The sequence below is a fragment of the Acidobacteriota bacterium genome (assembly GCA_009838525.1).
GTDB lineage: Bacteria > Acidobacteriota > Vicinamibacteria > Vicinamibacterales > UBA8438 > VXRJ01.
Genome location: VXRJ01000034.1, coordinates 235,456 through 251,018, shown reverse-complemented (window position 1 = coordinate 251,018; position 15,563 = coordinate 235,456). Strand labels below are relative to the sequence as shown.

Annotated in this window: 11 protein-coding genes; 3 read left to right on the top strand and 8 right to left on the bottom strand. The window is 68.6% G+C overall.

Annotated features, from left to right (window positions below; all coding sequences use genetic code 11):
* Positions 1-34: 34 nt before the first annotated feature.
* The 3 genes from F4Y45_15230 to F4Y45_15220 all read right to left on the bottom strand — a co-directional run bounded on the left by F4Y45_15230 (position 35) and on the right by F4Y45_15220 (position 5,072).
* Positions 35-2,857: a TonB-dependent receptor gene (locus F4Y45_15230; GenBank protein MXY25856.1), complete on the bottom strand. Its 2,823-nt coding sequence runs from the start codon at positions 2,855-2,857 to the stop codon at positions 35-37.
* Positions 2,858-2,896: 39 nt separating this feature from the next.
* Positions 2,897-4,519, bottom strand: a complete 1,623-nt coding sequence (locus tag F4Y45_15225; GenBank protein MXY25855.1) for a hypothetical protein — start codon at positions 4,517-4,519, stop codon at positions 2,897-2,899.
* A gap of 76 nt (positions 4,520-4,595) precedes the next feature.
* Complete coding sequence (locus F4Y45_15220; GenBank protein MXY25854.1) at positions 4,596-5,072, bottom strand: GNAT family N-acetyltransferase; 477 nt, start codon at positions 5,070-5,072, stop codon at positions 4,596-4,598.
* A 126-nt stretch (positions 5,073-5,198) separates the two neighbouring features.
* On the opposite strand from F4Y45_15220, the gene F4Y45_15215 reads away from it, so the two are divergent.
* A complete protein-coding gene (locus tag F4Y45_15215) occupies positions 5,199-5,534 on the top strand; it encodes a PadR family transcriptional regulator (GenBank protein MXY25853.1) in 336 nt (111 codons plus the stop codon).
* Complete coding sequence (locus F4Y45_15210; protein MXY25852.1) at positions 5,534-8,182, top strand: ABC transporter permease; 2,649 nt, start codon at positions 5,534-5,536, stop codon at positions 8,180-8,182. Before F4Y45_15215 ends, F4Y45_15210 begins: the two co-directional genes overlap by 1 nt.
* Before the next feature lie 33 nt (positions 8,183-8,215).
* On the opposite strand, the gene F4Y45_15205 is transcribed toward F4Y45_15210, so the two are convergent.
* From F4Y45_15205 to F4Y45_15185, 5 genes are all read right to left on the bottom strand, one after another.
* Entirely contained in the window at positions 8,216-9,259 is a 1,044-nt protein-coding gene (locus tag F4Y45_15205; protein ID MXY25851.1) for an amidohydrolase family protein, read from the bottom strand.
* 222 nt (positions 9,260-9,481) lie between these two features.
* Positions 9,482-9,868, bottom strand: a complete 387-nt coding sequence (locus tag F4Y45_15200; protein MXY25850.1) for a VOC family protein — start codon at positions 9,866-9,868, stop codon at positions 9,482-9,484.
* A complete protein-coding gene (locus F4Y45_15195; GenBank protein MXY25849.1) occupies positions 9,865-10,173 on the bottom strand; it encodes a helix-turn-helix transcriptional regulator in 309 nt (102 codons plus the stop codon). The genes F4Y45_15200 and F4Y45_15195 overlap by 4 nt, the downstream gene beginning before the upstream one ends.
* A 115-nt stretch (positions 10,174-10,288) precedes the next feature.
* Positions 10,289-12,280: a PQQ-binding-like beta-propeller repeat protein gene (locus tag F4Y45_15190; GenBank protein ID MXY25848.1), complete on the bottom strand. Its 1,992-nt coding sequence runs from the start codon at positions 12,278-12,280 to the stop codon at positions 10,289-10,291.
* A gap of 42 nt (positions 12,281-12,322) precedes the next feature.
* Positions 12,323-13,039, bottom strand: coding sequence for a single-stranded DNA-binding protein (locus F4Y45_15185; protein ID MXY25847.1), 717 nt, complete (start codon positions 13,037-13,039; stop codon positions 12,323-12,325).
* Here F4Y45_15185 and F4Y45_15180 point away from each other — a divergent pair.
* Positions 13,038-15,563, top strand: a complete 2,526-nt coding sequence (locus F4Y45_15180; protein ID MXY25846.1) for a DUF1592 domain-containing protein — start codon at positions 13,038-13,040, stop codon at positions 15,561-15,563. The genes F4Y45_15185 and F4Y45_15180 overlap by 2 nt on opposite strands.

Here is a 15,563-nt window from a genome sequence, read left to right as displayed (position 1 = left end):
TGACACGATGTGTTCCGACTTCCCGGCGCCGGCCTTACCGCCCGCGCCAGGCGTAGTTCACGCGCGCGTAGTAGTACCCGCCGCTGAAGCCCCACGGCGTGAACTGGCTGTAAGGGAGGCCGAACTGCGTGGCGAACAGGTCCATACGGTCCGAGAAGGTATTCAACACATTCTGGCCGCCCACCGCGAGCGACACGTCGGGGGCAAGGGGGATGGTCGCTTCGAGGTCGACGATGAACCGGCCGGCGAGCGCGGGCGCCTCGGCCCCTCGCACCGACCGCGCGTCGAGATGGTCGACCCATGACCCGTAGCGGTGCACCCGACCCAGCAGGCCGACCCGGCCCAGGCGCTGGTTGACGGCGACGTTCCAGCGGGTCTCCGGCACGCCCCGCTCTATGGCAAGCACGTCGCCGGGGCCCAGCAGGTCCGATTCCTCCGTTACCTCCGTGTCGGTGTGGTTCAGGGCGAAGCTGAAAATGGTGCCGCCGCCCAGGGCCGGCGGCGCATAAGTCGAGACGACGTCGATCCCCCGCGTCCGCGTCGAGAAGTCGTTGATGAAGAACCGGAAGAAGGCCAGGGTCCGGGCCGACGTAATGCCTTCGGACAGGAGCAGCGCGCGCTCGTCGGCTTCGAGGGTGAAGTTCTGCGACAGCGCGAGGCGATCGGTGACGTCCACCTGGAAGTAGTCGGCTGTCAGCGTGAAGGGTCCGGTGTCAAATACCATTCCGGCCGTCGTGTTGGCCGACGTCTCGGGGCCGAGCGGCTGGCCGCCCCGGAGCTGCGCGGCCCGGTAGGTGGACGGCACGGTGGCGCTGTCGACGAGGTCCAGCGTCTCGGGATTGATGGTCGACTGCACGTTGAACGTGTTCTGCTGGCCGGGCGTCGGCGCGCGGAACCCGGTGCTGACCCCGCCGCGCACGGACACCGCGTCGGCCAGCCGGTAGCGGGCTGACAGCTTGCCGTTCGTCGTCGCGCCGAAGACGTCGAAGCGCTCGACGCGCAACGCCCCGCCGAGAGTCCAGCGGTCATCCCGTCCGCGCAGCTCGACGTCCCCATAGAGGGCGACATTCGCCCGGGTCCAGGTTCCGGCCGTGTAGTCGGGGAAACCCGGAAAGCCATTGGAACCGGAGACGAAGCCCTGCGCCGCGTAGGGTCCGACTTCCCACGAGGGCCGTTCGCCGGCGCCGATCGTGAAACGCTCGTCCCGCCACTCGGCCCCTCCGGCCAAGTGGACTACGTCGGACGCGGCGTAGGAGACGTCGACGTTGAGGTTGACCTCCGCCTGCCGGTAGAGGCCCGGATCGAAGTCGCGCGGGCTCGCCGGGCCAAGCGACGCATTGACGGTGTTGAAGATGAAGAAGTCGGCCTCGTGCGCGCCGTAGCTGGCGCTGGCGTCCCAGGTAAGGCCATTCTCTGCGACGCGCCGCACGCCGGCGACCGCCGACAGGTCGGTGATGACTCCGCTGTACGACGGCGTGAACCCGCCCGGGGCTATCTCCTGAAAGGTGAAGCAGTTCGGGTCGTCGAAAACCCGCCCCAGCGCGGCCGGGTCCGGCCGGTGGGCGGTAATCGCCACCGTAGGGCAGCCCGCCGTACCGTCCCGGATGCCGTCGCGCGCGTCGAGTACGTCCCCGACCAGCAGCGTTCTGCCGCTGTCGAGACTGAAAATATTGGCTCGCGTGTTGGGGTTTCGGAAGTAGAACCCCTGGTCGGAGGTCCGGTTGGCATAGTTCGCGTGACCATAGAGCTGCAGGCCATTCGAATACAGGTGCCCGAAGTTGCCGAACAGCTTGAGGTCATCCTCGCTGGTCGTGTTGCCCCACGGCTGCGCCGGGTCGGCCACGGCGGTGTTGCCGGCCGCGATGAGCGCCGCCGCATCGGCGCGCTGCACGCTGCGGTCTGTTGGGCCGGCATTGCCGTACTCCAGGCTTAGGTTGGCGAAGCCTGTGTCACCGAGCGGCAGCCCGACGTTGCCGGCCACGCGGTACGCGTCGCCATCGCCCGCACGGTAGGTTCCCGTATCGAACTCGAGACTGCCTCCGCTGCGGCTGTCCTTGAGCAGGAAGTTCATCACCCCGGCGATGGCGTCCGAGCCGTACTGCGCCGAGGCACCGTCGCGCAGCACTTCAACCTGCCGCAGGGCGATCGCCGGGATGGTGGAGATATCCGGCCCCTGCGTCCCGTCCGTCACGCCCCCGAACCAGACGAGAATTGCCGAGCGATGGCGGCGCTTGCCGTTGACGAGCACCAGCGTGTGGTCGTGCGCGAGATTGCGCAGGCTGGCCGGCCGCACCAGCGAAGCGGCGCCGCTGATCGGATGCGTGGCGACATTGAACGAGGGAACCAGGTTTCTCAACTGGTAGTCGAGAGTGGTTGCCCCCTGCCTCGCCACCTCCTCGAACGGGATGGCGTCGATTGGGACTGGTGATTCGGTGACCGACCGAGGCTGGGCGCGGCTGCCGACCACGACCACCCGCTCCTCGAGTTCGACCACCAGCTCCATGTCGACGGTCGCCGTCGCCCCCGCGCTAACCGCCACGGCGCCGCGCGTCGCCGCGTGGAAACCGGGCAGCGTGAACGTCACGTCGTAGGCGCCGGGCGGCACGGAGATCGTGAACATGCCGGAACCATCGGTGACCACGATGTGCGGCGGACCGCCGGCCGCGTCACGCGCCTCCACGGTGACGCCGGGCAGTACGGCCCCGGTCGTGTCGGTGACGGTCCCGGAGAGCGTCGCGTCCTGGGCGGCAGCGCTTCCCGCTGCCAACCACACTGTGCAGAATGCAAGCAGGACCAGAAGAGCCGAACGTCGGGCGGCGTCCATGTCTTCGCGCTTCCTTCCGTCGGATAGCGACATGGCGATAGGGAACGTGCGGGCCCGCGTTGGCCGGCCGGATCAGGGCTGGTCGTTTTCCACGAAGGCCGGGACGTCGCGCAAGCGCTCCTGCACCGTGCCCGGAATGCCGAGCCGGGTGTTTGCACCCAACTCCGCGAGCAGGGCCGCGGTTTCGGGCCAGCTCTGGAACTGGAACGACTGCTTCGAGCCTTCCGCCATCCGGTAGGCAGTGCGGCCGCGGAAGTCGCGCGCGTCGATGTCGGCGCCCTGTGCGACGAGATACTCGATCACCTCGTTCAGGCCGCGGAACGCGGCGCCGTGCAGCGCGGTGAAGTCCGCCTCGTTGACGGCGTTGATGTCGCCGCCCGCCTCCACCAGCAGCTCGACCGCCGCCTCGGCGCTGGGCGACCGGACGCCACGCGGCTCGCGCGGCGTGTACGTGGCGCGGCCCAGCCCGGCCGCCGCCATCAGCGGCGTGGTGCCGTCGTCCGTCGTCAGGTGCTGATCCGCGCCCGCCGCGAGCAGGGTCTCGAGGATCTCGACGCCGCTGGACGTCCGGCTCGCGCCGCGGCTGAACACCTGACCGCCGGCGCCGTTCATGTCGAAGGCGGCGACCCAGAGCGGTGTGGCGCCGCGCAGATCGCCGGTTCCGCAGGCGAACGGCTCGAACGCGCCCTTCTTCGGGTAGCCGATGTAGCTCATGATCATCGCGGACGACGCGATCCGGCCGTTCGGGTCGGCGCCCCGATCCAGCAGCGCGCGCACGATCGGCAGCCTCGCCTGACCGCTGAGACGGGCGGCGCCCGGCCGGCGGTACAGTCCGCCGCGGCCATGCCGGCGATACCAGTCGAGCAGCCACGTGCCGACTCCGCCCGACGCCGCGTGAAGCGCCGGAACACCGTTCATCGTCCCGTTCGGATCGGCCCCCTCCTCGATCAGGAACATCGCGAAGTCGGCCTGGCCACCCACGATGGTGAACGGCAACAGGTGCGTCCCGTCCGCGCTCGGAGCATTGATGTCGGCGCCCGCCGCTACCAGCCCGCGCGCCGTCTCGACGTCGCCGTTGCTGGCGGCGAACATCAGCGGCGTGAACCCCTTGACGGTCGATGCCGACGGATCGGCGCCGGCGTCGAGCAGCAGGCGGACGATGGACGGGTGCGGTTCCGACACCGCCCACATCAGCGCCGTGCTGCGCGTGGCGTGCACGAGGGCGTCGACGTTCGCGCCGGCGTCGAGCAGGGCGCGGACGATCGCAGGATCGCCGGTCCGCGCCGCCGTCATGAGCGGCGTCAGGCCGCTCTCCTGGGCTGCGTTCGCGTGCGCCCCGGCGGCCAGAAGCACCTCGATCATCGGGAGGCTGGCGTTCTCCGCCGCGCGCTCCAGCGGCGTGACGCCATGGTCGTCCGCTGCGTTGACGTCGGCGCCGGCCGCGATCAGCCGCTCGGCGACCTCCAAGTCGTCGAGGTGCGCCGCCCAAAGCAGCGCCGTCGCGCCGTCCGCCCGCGCCAGGTTGACGTCCACTCCCTCGTCGAGCAGGGCGAACACGGCGCCTCGATCCTGGTCCGCCACCGCCGTCACGAGACGCAGGTCCGGGGCCTGGGCCGCCACTGTCGCCACACCGGCTGCGACGAGCAGGCAAACGGTGATGAGCAACCGAACTGTGGCGAACATCTTCGGTATCATGCCATGCCCTTTCGGTATTGTGCGAAGCACTATAGCGGTAACCTCGCGGCAGGGGTAGCCCTCTCAGCGCCCGTGCTCACAACTTCTTGAAGTACCTCGCGATCGGGACCCGGCGGAAGCCCGCAGACTCGTAGGTTCGGCGGGCCGGAGCATGCCCTGGGTCTCCTCCGGTATCCACCACCACGGTCGTCATGCCGGCCTCCTTGAACCAGGCAAGCGAGTGCCTGGTGAGTGCCGCCGCGATTCCCCGCCGCTGGAAATCGGGATCCACGGCGATCATGTAGATCTCGCCCATGCGCTCCTCGGGGTGAAGCTTCAGGGCGACGAATCCCACCGTCTGGAAGCCCTCCAAGGCGACCCAGACGTGGCAATCCTCCTGCGAGCAGACGGATTCGACCGCGCTCCGCTGGGTCACGCGCCAGTCCGGATGCTGCTCGCGAAAGATGTCGGCGCCCATCGCCTTCTCGATGGACTCGAAGACGGGTTCCCAGGCTCGCAGCGATAGCCGAACCACCGCATCAAGCCTGGAGTCGTCGTAGGGTTCGATTTCCATCGCGCGTATTGTCTCCTGCGCGTTCCTAGCGTCCTGTTGACAGCTAGAGGAGCTCTGGCTATTGTTCCTCTAGATGGCTAGAAGAAACTGTACGGCGGCGCTGGGAGACGCGGCAAGGAGGTGACCGTGACCCTTCGCCCCCAGAGGGACGACCTTCGAGGCTCCCTCGACTTGGTGATCCTGAAAACACTCTCGCTTGGGCCGATGCACGGTTGGGGCATTGGCCAACGGATCCAGCAGATGTCCTCGGGGGTGCTGGAGGTCAACCAGGGCTCGCTGTATCCGGCCCTCCAGCGCCTCGAGAAGCAGGGGCTGATTCGCAGCGACTGGGGAACGACGGACAACAACAGGCGGGCGCGCTACTACCGGCTGATGCCGTCGGGCCGGCGAGCGCTCGGCGAGGAGATCGACAGTTGGCAGCGCTTCGCGGAAGGCCTTAGCGCGGTGTTGCGGAGCACGTGATGCGGTGGGTGGGCGCCGCCCGCTCCCTTCTCCGCCGTCTGCTGTTTCGTGAAGAGGCCGAGCAGCGGATGGACGAGGAGTTCCGCTTCCATCTCGACATGGAAACGGAGCGATTGGTGCGCGAGACGGGAGTCGACCCGCGGGAAGCGCGCCGACGGGCGCGCGCCAAGTTTGGCAGCGTCGAAGCGCACAAGGACGCGGTGCGTGACGGTTGGGCCTGGCTGTCCGGGCTCCAGTTCGGTCGCGACGTCCGCGACAGCATTCGGTCCCTGGCCAAGCGCCCGGCGTTCGCGGCCGTTGCCATTCTCTCGCTGGCGCTCGGCATCGGCGCGAACGCCGCCGTTTTCAGCGCCATTAACAGTCTGCTGCTGCGGGATCCGCCGTTCAGAGAGCCCGATCGGCTCGTGCGCGTGACGAGCGTCCGCGGCGACGCGGACGGCGGCGCGCTGGCAGTGCCAGAGCTGGATGATCTGCTGGCGCTTCCGGTGATCGAGGACGCCGCGATGTACACCGATCAGGGCATGTACAACGCCAGCGGCTTCGGGACACCTGAAGAGTTGCAAGCGACGATCACGACCCATAATCTCTTTCGCCTGCTCGGGATCGAGCCGCTCGTCGGATCGACGTTTCCCGCCAGCTTCGATCGCACCCGCAGCTTCGGACTCGTCATCAGCCACGGCCTGTGGGTGCGCAAGTTCAACCGGGACCCGAATATCGTCGGGCGATCGATGACGCTCGACGGCGCGCCCGGCTACACGATTCACGGGGTGATGCCGCCCGCGTTCAACTTTCCATCGCATTCCGATCTCTTCCGCAGCGCCGGTATCGCGCCCGACCCGCAGTCGTATCGGCGGCGTGACGTCCGCGAGCGGTACGTCCTTGCGCGCCTTGCGCCCGGTGTCGGCCTCGAGCGAGCGCGAGACGCCATCGATGACCTGGCGCACCGGCTCGAGCGCGAATTCCCAGCCACCAATGCCGGCCTCGGCTTTCGCGTCACCCCGCTTCGCGAAATGTACTCCGGTCAGATCCGGCCGTACGTGCTGCTGCTGTTCGGCGCCGTGGCGCTGGTCCTGGCCGTCGCGTGCGCCAACGTGGCGAACCTCCTGCTGTCGCGCGCGATCGCGCGCCACCGTGAGATGGCCGAGCGCGCGGCCCTGGGAGCGGGTCGCTGGCGCGTCATCCCTGCAATCCAGGGTGACAGCATCGTCCTCGCCCTTGGCGGCGCGGCCGTGGGAGCGGTACTGGCGCTCGCCGGCGTTCGGGTGCTGACGAGGCTGGTCCCGGTCCAGCTTCCTCCGTGGATGCAGATCGACGTGGACGTGCACGTGGCGGCTTTTCTCATGAGCGTCGCGGTGCTGACAGCACTAGTCACCGGGCTCATGCCGGCGGTCCGTATCGCCTCGCAGCAGCCGTACGCCGCACTTAAGGAGGGCACAAGAGGATCGTCAGAAGGCGTCCAACACCGTCTGCCGCGGACGCTGCTCGTCGTGGGAGAGGTCGCACTCGCGGTGGTCCTCGTCGCCGGCGCCAGCCTGATGCTGCAGAGCGTCTGGCGCCTCACTAGCGTCGATCGCGGGTTCGACACGGCGAACACGCTGACGTTTCGGGTCGAGTTGGGGTGGGCGGCGTACGACACGTTCGAGAAGGAGCGTGCGTTTCACGATCGTGTCGTGTCGCGGTTCCGTGAGCTGCCCGGGGTGACGGCGGTGACCTTCGACGACAACTTGCCGATGGGCGGCGCGCCGCGCGCGCCGGTGGCCATACGCGTCACCGGACAAGGTCCGGACGATGAGGTCAGAAATCCGTACGTCAACCACCACTCGGTCGGACCGGACTACTTCGAGGTGATGGACATCGCCATCCGCCGGGGACGCGCCTTCGACGATCGGGACCGATTCGACACGCTTCCAACGGCCGTGGTCAGCCAACGTCTCGCCGACCGGCTCTGGCCCGGTGGCGATCCAATCGGCCAACGGCTGCAACTCGAGAGCACGGGGCGACCGCATGTCTGGTGGACGGTGGTCGGCGTATCGGCCCCAGTACTCCACCACGAGCTCGACGGCGAGCCGGGATTCGAGCTCTATCGCGCGCAGGCCCAGGTCGGGACCAGGGGTCCGTACTACGTCATTCGCACCAGGGGCGATCCGATGATCATCGCCCGGGCGGCGACGGCGATTGTCGGGGAGACGGATCCCAACCAGTCGTTCCTGGACGTGCAGACCTATGACCGTCGAGTCGAGAATCGAATCTGGCAACGTCGTCTCGCCGGTGCGCTGTTCGGCAGCTTCGCGGCGCTGGCGCTCGTGTTGGCCGCCGTCGGTCTCTACGGCGTGCTGTCGTACATCGTGAGCCACCAGACGCGCGACATCGGTGTCCGCCGGGCGCTCGGTGCGACGTCCGACGGCATCGTCCGCGAGATCCTCGCCCGCGGCTTGAGACCAGCCATTGCGGGTATCGTCCTGGGGCTCGTGCTCGTCGTCGCCTTCGGGCGTCTGATTGCCGGCATGTTGTACGCGGTCAGCCCGGTCGATCCGCTGACGCTCGTGCTCGCCCCGACACTTCTGCTCGCCATTGCCGCGCTTGCCTGCTACGTCCCGGCTCGCCGGGCCACACGCGTGGACCCGATCGTGGCGTTGCGGACCGAGTAGCGGTTCCGGTGTCGACCGTCGTCTCTTGCCTTGTCAGACCCGCGGGAGCCGGTAGACCCGTAACGCGGTGTCGTGGAACATCGCCGCCCGCTCGTCGGCCGAGAACCCCCGCGTCAGCTTCTTGAACTGGTTCCAGAGCACGGTGTACGAGCACGACAGTTTGTCGACCGGGAAGTTGCTCTCGAACATGCAGCGCTGCGGCCCGAACGCCTCGATGATGTGGCGATACCAGTCGCCGTTGGCCTCGAGCAACTCGTCCGAGGTCGGCGGCCGGTCGCGCTCGTGCCAGCCGTAGCCGTTAACGACCATCTGGATCCCACCCACCTTCGCCACCACGTTCGGACGTCGGGCCAGCTCGGTCACGGCTGGCCTCCAGACCTCGAAGACCTCGTCATGGCGTCCGGCGTAGGGCCCGATCCCGATGGGCCCGCCGAGGTGGTTGAAGATGATGGTCGTGTCGGGGAACGCATCCGCGAGGTCGGCCAGGTCTGCAATGTGGGTGTGATAGAGCCAGCCCTCGAACGTGAGTCCGTAGGGGCGCAGGTGCGCGTAGCCACGACGGAACTCGGGATCGAGAAGCAGATGCTCGGGTCCGGTCGGACGCCGCGCCACGACGGGCGGCTCCGCCCAGGCGGCCCGATGGCGGACGCCCCGGAAGCGCTGCGGGCTGGCCGCGATCTGCGCCTCGAGCACCGGCGCCACGCGGTCGCCGAGGAGCAGGTCGGCCGACCCCACGATCCCGGTCGCCACCCGGGTTTCACCGTACTGGCCGCTCGCGCTCATGGCGGCGACGCCCTGCACGAACTCCGTCTCGCCCACGATACGGAGCTCCTCCGGACCGTCCGCCCGATACATCGACGTGCACTCGACGAAGACGGTTTGACGGACGTTGTGCGTGTTCGTGTCCTCGAGCAACTCCTCCAACAGGTAGCGGTTGCCAGGGCGATCCCACAGGTGGTGGTGCGGGTCGATGATGGGCAGCTCCGGTTCCACCACGGCCTCGTCGGTCAGCGCCAGCCAGTCGGCGCGAGGACCGCTCGGCGCCGCCGTGCGCTGGGTCTGGGCACGAGCGCGCATCGAGCCGGGCAGACCAGCCGTTCCCGCCGCGGCCCCGAGGGCCCCCGCCGCCGCTCGACCGAAGAACGTCCGTCGCGAGATGTCATCCATGGTCGTCACTCCTGCCTCCTTGCGAGCACGCGCGCCCGTGCGGGCGCGTTGGAAGTTTAGCTGGCGCAAAAGCGTGCCCGGCGCGTTGGAAGTTTAGCTGGCGCGAAACTCTACGGCGCAAGCACCTCGCCGTCACTTCTCCTCTGCAATCTGGATCAAGTTGCCGCACGAATCGTCGAATACCGCGACAATAACAGTCCCGAGGTCTGTTGGCGGCTGTACGAATCGCACACCTCTTGCCAGGAGACGCTCGTGTTCGGCTTCGACGTCGTCGACCGCGAAGGAGGTCCAGGGGATACCGTCCTCTACGAGCGCTCTCTTGAACGGACGCACCGCGGGATGGGCATCGGGCTCGAGCACCAACTGTGTCCCCTCCGGAGCCTCCTCGGATACCACAGTGATCCAGGCGTGCTCTCCCAGGGGAATGTTGTGCTTCAACTGGAAGCCAAGCGTTTCCGTGTAGAAGCGAAGTGCCTTCCGTTGGTCGTCTACCGGGACGCTGGCCAGGTGAATTCTCATCTTTCAAACTCCCTTTCATCTGTCGAGATCGGCCAACGCTCCGTGATGGCCTTCAGCGGGCCGCCCTCGAACCAATGGAGCTTCGACCTTCCCTCGCGCCTCGTGCTAATCAGCCCGGCGGCCTCCAGGACGTCCAGGTGCTGCGTGATCGCCTGCCGTGAGGAGTTGATGCCGTGTTTCATGGTCAGGCGTGCGCAGAGTTCGAAGAGCGACTGGCCTGACCGATCGACAAGTTCGTCCAGGATGGCCCGCCGGGTAGGGTCAGCGATCGCGCGATACACGTCCACAAGAACATTATCAGGCAAGTGCTCGCTTGCATGTCAGGGGCCCATGATATGCAAGTGTGCGCTTGCATGTCAACGGTTCAACCTCACGCCGTCGAGGACGACGGCGACGGCCTCAACGTAGCGCCTGCCGGTGTCAAGGCAGCGCGAAAACTACCAGCCGCTCGTTCCCGCGCGGCTCGCCGCTGGCCGGCGCCGAGACGTTCGCCGCCACGTACTGTCTTCCGTCGCTGCCCGCGTAGGTGATGGGGACCGCCTCGACGTTGTAGTCGAACGCGACCGTCCACAGCTCCTCGCCGGTGCGGGAGTCGAACGCCCGGAAGCGGCGGTCGACGGTCGCGCCAATGAACACGAGGCCGCCCGCGGTGACGATGGCGCCGCCGACGTTCCGGCTGCCGACGCGCTGCTTGCCCTCGGGCAGGAGCTCGTCGATGCCCAGCGGCACCTGCCACGCGATCTCGCCGCTGGCCGCGTGGACCGCGTAGAGGCTCGCCCAGGGCGGCTTGAAGCAGGGCAGCGCACCGAGCCGCTCGCCGGCCGCGTCGAAGATGGGGGCCTCGAACGGCGGGCCGGCCTCGCGGACGAAAGCCACCTGGTCCTCGACGCCGGGACCGTACTCTTCGTTCTCCACCATCCAGCCGCTGATCGGCGCGTCCTTGGAGTTGACGAAGAGGTAGCCGAGCTCGGGATCGTAGGCGGTCCCGTTCCAGTTCACGCCGCCGCCGGTGCCGGGGAATACGAGCGACGGCGGCGTGCCTTCCTGCCGGTACCGGATGGGCGTGTACGGCCCGTCGTTGTAGTAGCCGACGGTGTCCCACAGCTCGCGGCAGGCGGCCGCGTGTTCTGGAGTGGTGTCGTCGGGCGTCACGATGTCGTCGGGGCCGACGCTGACCCGCGAGACCGCGGGCGGCGCGAGGGGAAAGGGCTGGGTCGGCGAGTACTGCTCGCCGGGCACGTCGCCGACGGGCACCGGCCGCTCCTCGATCCCGTGGATCGGCTCGCCGGTCACCCGGTTCAGGATGAACATCCAGCCCGACTTGCCGACCTGTGCGACGGCGGGAATGACCTCGCCGTCGCGCTCGATGTCGAGCAGGCCGGGCGCCGGCGGCAGGTTGTAGTCCCACAGCTCGCGGTGGATGTTCTGGAAGTACCACGCGAGCTCGCCGCTCCGGATGTCGATGGCGATGGTCGAGTTGGCGAAGAGGTTGGAACCGGGGCGGTCGCCGCCATAGAAGTTCGAGCCGGGACTGCTGACGGGCATGTAGACGAGGCCCCGCTCTTCGTCGACGGTGAGCGTGAACGCCCACACGTTGTTTCCGATGCGGTTGCGCCAGCTCTGGTTGCCCCACGTCTCGCTGCCGAAGTCGTTCTCCGTGGGCAGGGTCGGGAATTCCCAGAGCAGGGCGCCGGTCGTCGCGTCGATAGCCCGCGGCCAGGCCCGCGTAGGCTCTCCCCCGCCCCGCGGCTGGTTCAAGTGGGGCGCGATGTGCAGCTGCCCCGGTCCGAAGGCGCTCGATCCGAGGATCAGGGTGTCGTCGTAGATAACCGGCACGCCGGTGTAGGGGATGCGCAGCGCCGCCTCTCCCCCGTCGCCGAACGCGGCGTCGCGCTCGCCGGTCGCCGCCTTCAGAGCGATGACCTTCGACAGGCTGGTGAAATAGATGCGGGCCTCGTGGGCGTCGGTGGCCGGCCCGTAGGCGACGCCGCGGAACGACGCCAGCCCCTCGCTCAGCTCGTGCCGCCAGATCTCCTCGCCGGTCTCCGGCCGCAGGGCGACCACGCGGTTGCCGGCGGCCAGGTACATGACGCCGTCCACCACGATGGGCGTGACCTGCTGGAAGAGCTCCGCCGGACTCGGGCCTTCGATGAAGCCGTCCTCGGGATGGAAGCGGTACGACCAGACTTCCTGCAGCTCGCCGACGTTGCTGGTGTTGATCTGGTCGAGGGGCGAGTAGCGTGTCCCCGCCAGGTCGCGGTTGTAGGTCGGCCAGTCCGCGGCGGGGCTCCGGTCGGGTGCCTGGGCCAGTGCCGGGGCCGCAAGCAGCGCCGTCACCGCGAACGCCGCGAAGGCCCCGGCAGCAATCCTCGATCGACGCAGCGACAACCGTCTTCGGATAGCGAATCGCATGGCTCGTCTCCCTCTTGGATTGCGGCCCGCGGCCACGACTCACTATATGTCGACATCCAGCTCGCGAAGGGCGGCGTCGAAGATCCCAGGCCAACCACGGTTCGCGGCCGGGCTGGCCGGGCTCGGATGGGGCGCGGCGCCGCATCGTGCGCCGGCCGCTTCCGCGATCGGGCGGGCGCGGTCGGCCGCGAACCGGCCGACGCCCACCACCACGGCGGGCCGCAGGTGCTCCACCGTCGCGGCCAGCGCCTCGTCGCAGATCGCGAACAGCCGCTCGCGCGCCTCGCGGGGACGCAGCTTGTCGGGGGTGACGTTGCGCCCGCCGTCGTCGACGAAACACAGGGGACAGTAGTTCCACACGAAGGCGCGCCGAAAGAAGCGCTCCGGCGTCCCGAAACGGTCCCGGGCCCAGCCCCAGAGACGCGCGCCGCTCACTTCTCCCCGACCAATCCCGAAGCCGAGCACGGGCCGCCGCGGATGTTCGCGCTCCGGCCGCCCCACCGGCGCCTCGATGCCGAGCCAGTCCCGCACCATCGTCACGTCCCCGAACGGCACGCCGGTCTGCGCCATTCCGAACGGGCCGGGATTCATGCCGACGAAGAGAATCTCCCGCGGCCCGCGCCCGTAGCGCTCCAGGTACATGCGGTGCGGCGCCCAGGCGTAGTCGAGCGGGGCATACACGTGGGAGACGGGGCCGTCGAACCGGAGGGGGCGGGTCCTTTCCTGCAGTTTTTCGGCAACCGCTACGAGGACGTCCATGGCCAGACCCTACCAGCATCCGCGCGGCGCGTCGGCAAGACGACTCCGCCCACCGAATCGCAGCAGGACGGCACGATTCCCGGGTAGCAAACGCCCGGCGGTGCGCGGTAGACTTGCGCTTATGGCGAGGCTGCTATCGGTGCGTCTCGCGCTGGCCGCGTGCGCGACCGCGGTTTTCTTGTCACCGCTGTCCGCCGCGGCGCAGGCGCCGGAGCGCGTACTGTTCGACCGCTACTGCGTTACCTGCCACAACGAGCGGCTGCAGACTGCCGGACTGATGCTCGACCGGCTCGACATCGGCGACATCGCCGGCAACGCCGAGACGCTCGAGAGGGTCGTCCGCAAGCTCCGGAGCGGACAGATGCCGCCCGAGGGACGCCCCCGTCCCGATGAGGCCGAGATCGACGCGTTCGCCGGCGCGCTGGAATCCGCCCTCGATCGGGTCGCCGCCGAACGCCCCGACCCGGGCCGCGTCGCCTCCCGACGGCTGAACCGGCTGGAGTACGTCAACGCCATCTACGACCTGCTGGCGCTCGAGATCGACGGGGAGGCGCTGCTGCCCAGCGACATGGCGGGTTTCGGCTTCGACAACAACGCCGACGTGCTCTCGATTACGCCGGCGCTGATGGACCGCTACATCGCCGCGGCGACGAAGATCAGCCGCGCCGCGGTCGGGAGTCCCGACAATCGGGCGGTGATGCAGGTCTACAAGGTCGGTTACGAACGGCGCGACGTCCGGCGCAGCGACGACATGCCGTTCGCGACTCATGGCGGGCTCGCCGTGCGTCACAACTTCCCGCTCGACGGCGAATACCTCTTCGCCATCCGCCTGAAGCGGAATGAGACGATCGAAACGATCGACGGCATCGCGGAAGACGAGCATCAGATTGAGCTGCGGATCGATCACGAACTGATCCGGCGCTTCAACATCGGCGGGCGGTTTCCCGGCCCTGATCCCGGGCAGTTGATCGCCGTCCCGGAAGACGACGTCGAGGGGCAGCGCCTCCACGAGTACCGGATGACCGCCGACAACGAGCTGGAGATCCGCCTCCCCGTGCGCGCCGGGACCCGGCTCGTCTCGGTCGGCTTCACCGATTCCGCACCCTCGCCCAACGTCCCCACCGACCTGCCGGGAATCGACATGCTGTACCTGTCCGGGCCGTTCGACGGCGCCGTGCCGGCGAACACGCCCAGCCGGCAGCGCATCTTCACGTGCCGGCCGGAGAGCCCGGAGACCGCGGCAGAGGAAGCGTGCGCGCGGCGGATCCTCGGCACGCTGGCCCGGCGCGCCTACCGCCGGCCGGTCACGGACGACGACCTTGATCCGTTACTCACCGTCTACCGCGAGGGGCGCGCGGCGCGCGATTTCGAGGCGGGCATCGAGCGCGCGCTCGAGGCGCTGCTCGCCATGCCGGGCTTCCTGCTGCGCGTCGAGCGCCAACCCGTCGACACACAGCCGGGCGCCATCTACGAGCTGACCGACCTGGAGCTGGCCACCCGGCTCTCGTTCTTCCTCTGGAAGAGCGTCCCCGACGACGAGTTGCTCGAACTGGCCGAGCAGGGCCGCCTCCGCGATCCCGGCGTGCTGGCCGGCCAGGTGCGGCGGCTGCTGGCGGACCGGCGATCCACCCGGTTCATGAACGACTTTGCGGGGCAGTGGCTGCAGATGCGGAACATCCACTCCCAGGATCCGGACGGCGCGCTCTTCGCCGGATTCAACGATTCGCTCCGGAACGCGATGGTGCGCGAGACCGAGCTGTTCTTCGAGAGTCAGGTGCGCGCGGATCGTCCCATCGACGAACTGCTGACGGCCGACTACACGTTCCTGAACGAGCAGTTGGCGGACCACTACGGCGTTGAGGGGATCTACGGCAGTCGCTTCCGCCGCGTCGGCTGGAACGACGACCGGCGACACGGCCTGCTCGGCCACGCGAGCCTGCTGACGGTGACGTCCTACGCCAACCGGACCTCCGTCGTCTTGCGGGGCCTGTGGGTGCTCGAAACGCTGCTCGGCGCGCCGCCGCCACCGCCGCCGCCGAACGTCCCGCCGCTCGCCGAGAACGACCGGTCCAACCCGACGTCGCTGCGCGAACGGATGGAGCAGCACCGCCGCAACCCGGTCTGTGCAAGCTGCCACCGGCGGATGGATCCGCTCGGCTTCGCCATGGAGCACTTCGACGCCATCGGCCGCTGGCGCGAGAGCGACGGCGGCGCGCCGATCAATGCGACCATCGAGTTGTCCGGCCACACCATCGACAGTCCGCGAGCGCTGCGCGAGGCGCTGCTGGCGGAGGGCGACCGGGAATTCGTCCGGACGGTCGCGGAGAAGCTGCTTATCTACGCGATCGGACGAGGCGTGCTATACACCGATCAGCCGCTGCTCCGGCGGATCTCGGACCAGTTGGAACGCGAGGGAGACCGCTGGTCGTCGCTCGTGGAGGCGGTGGTCGCAAGCGATCAGTTCCGGATGCGGCGCGCTCCGGATGCCAACCGCGACAACGCGGTGGCGGCCGATCAGCCGTAG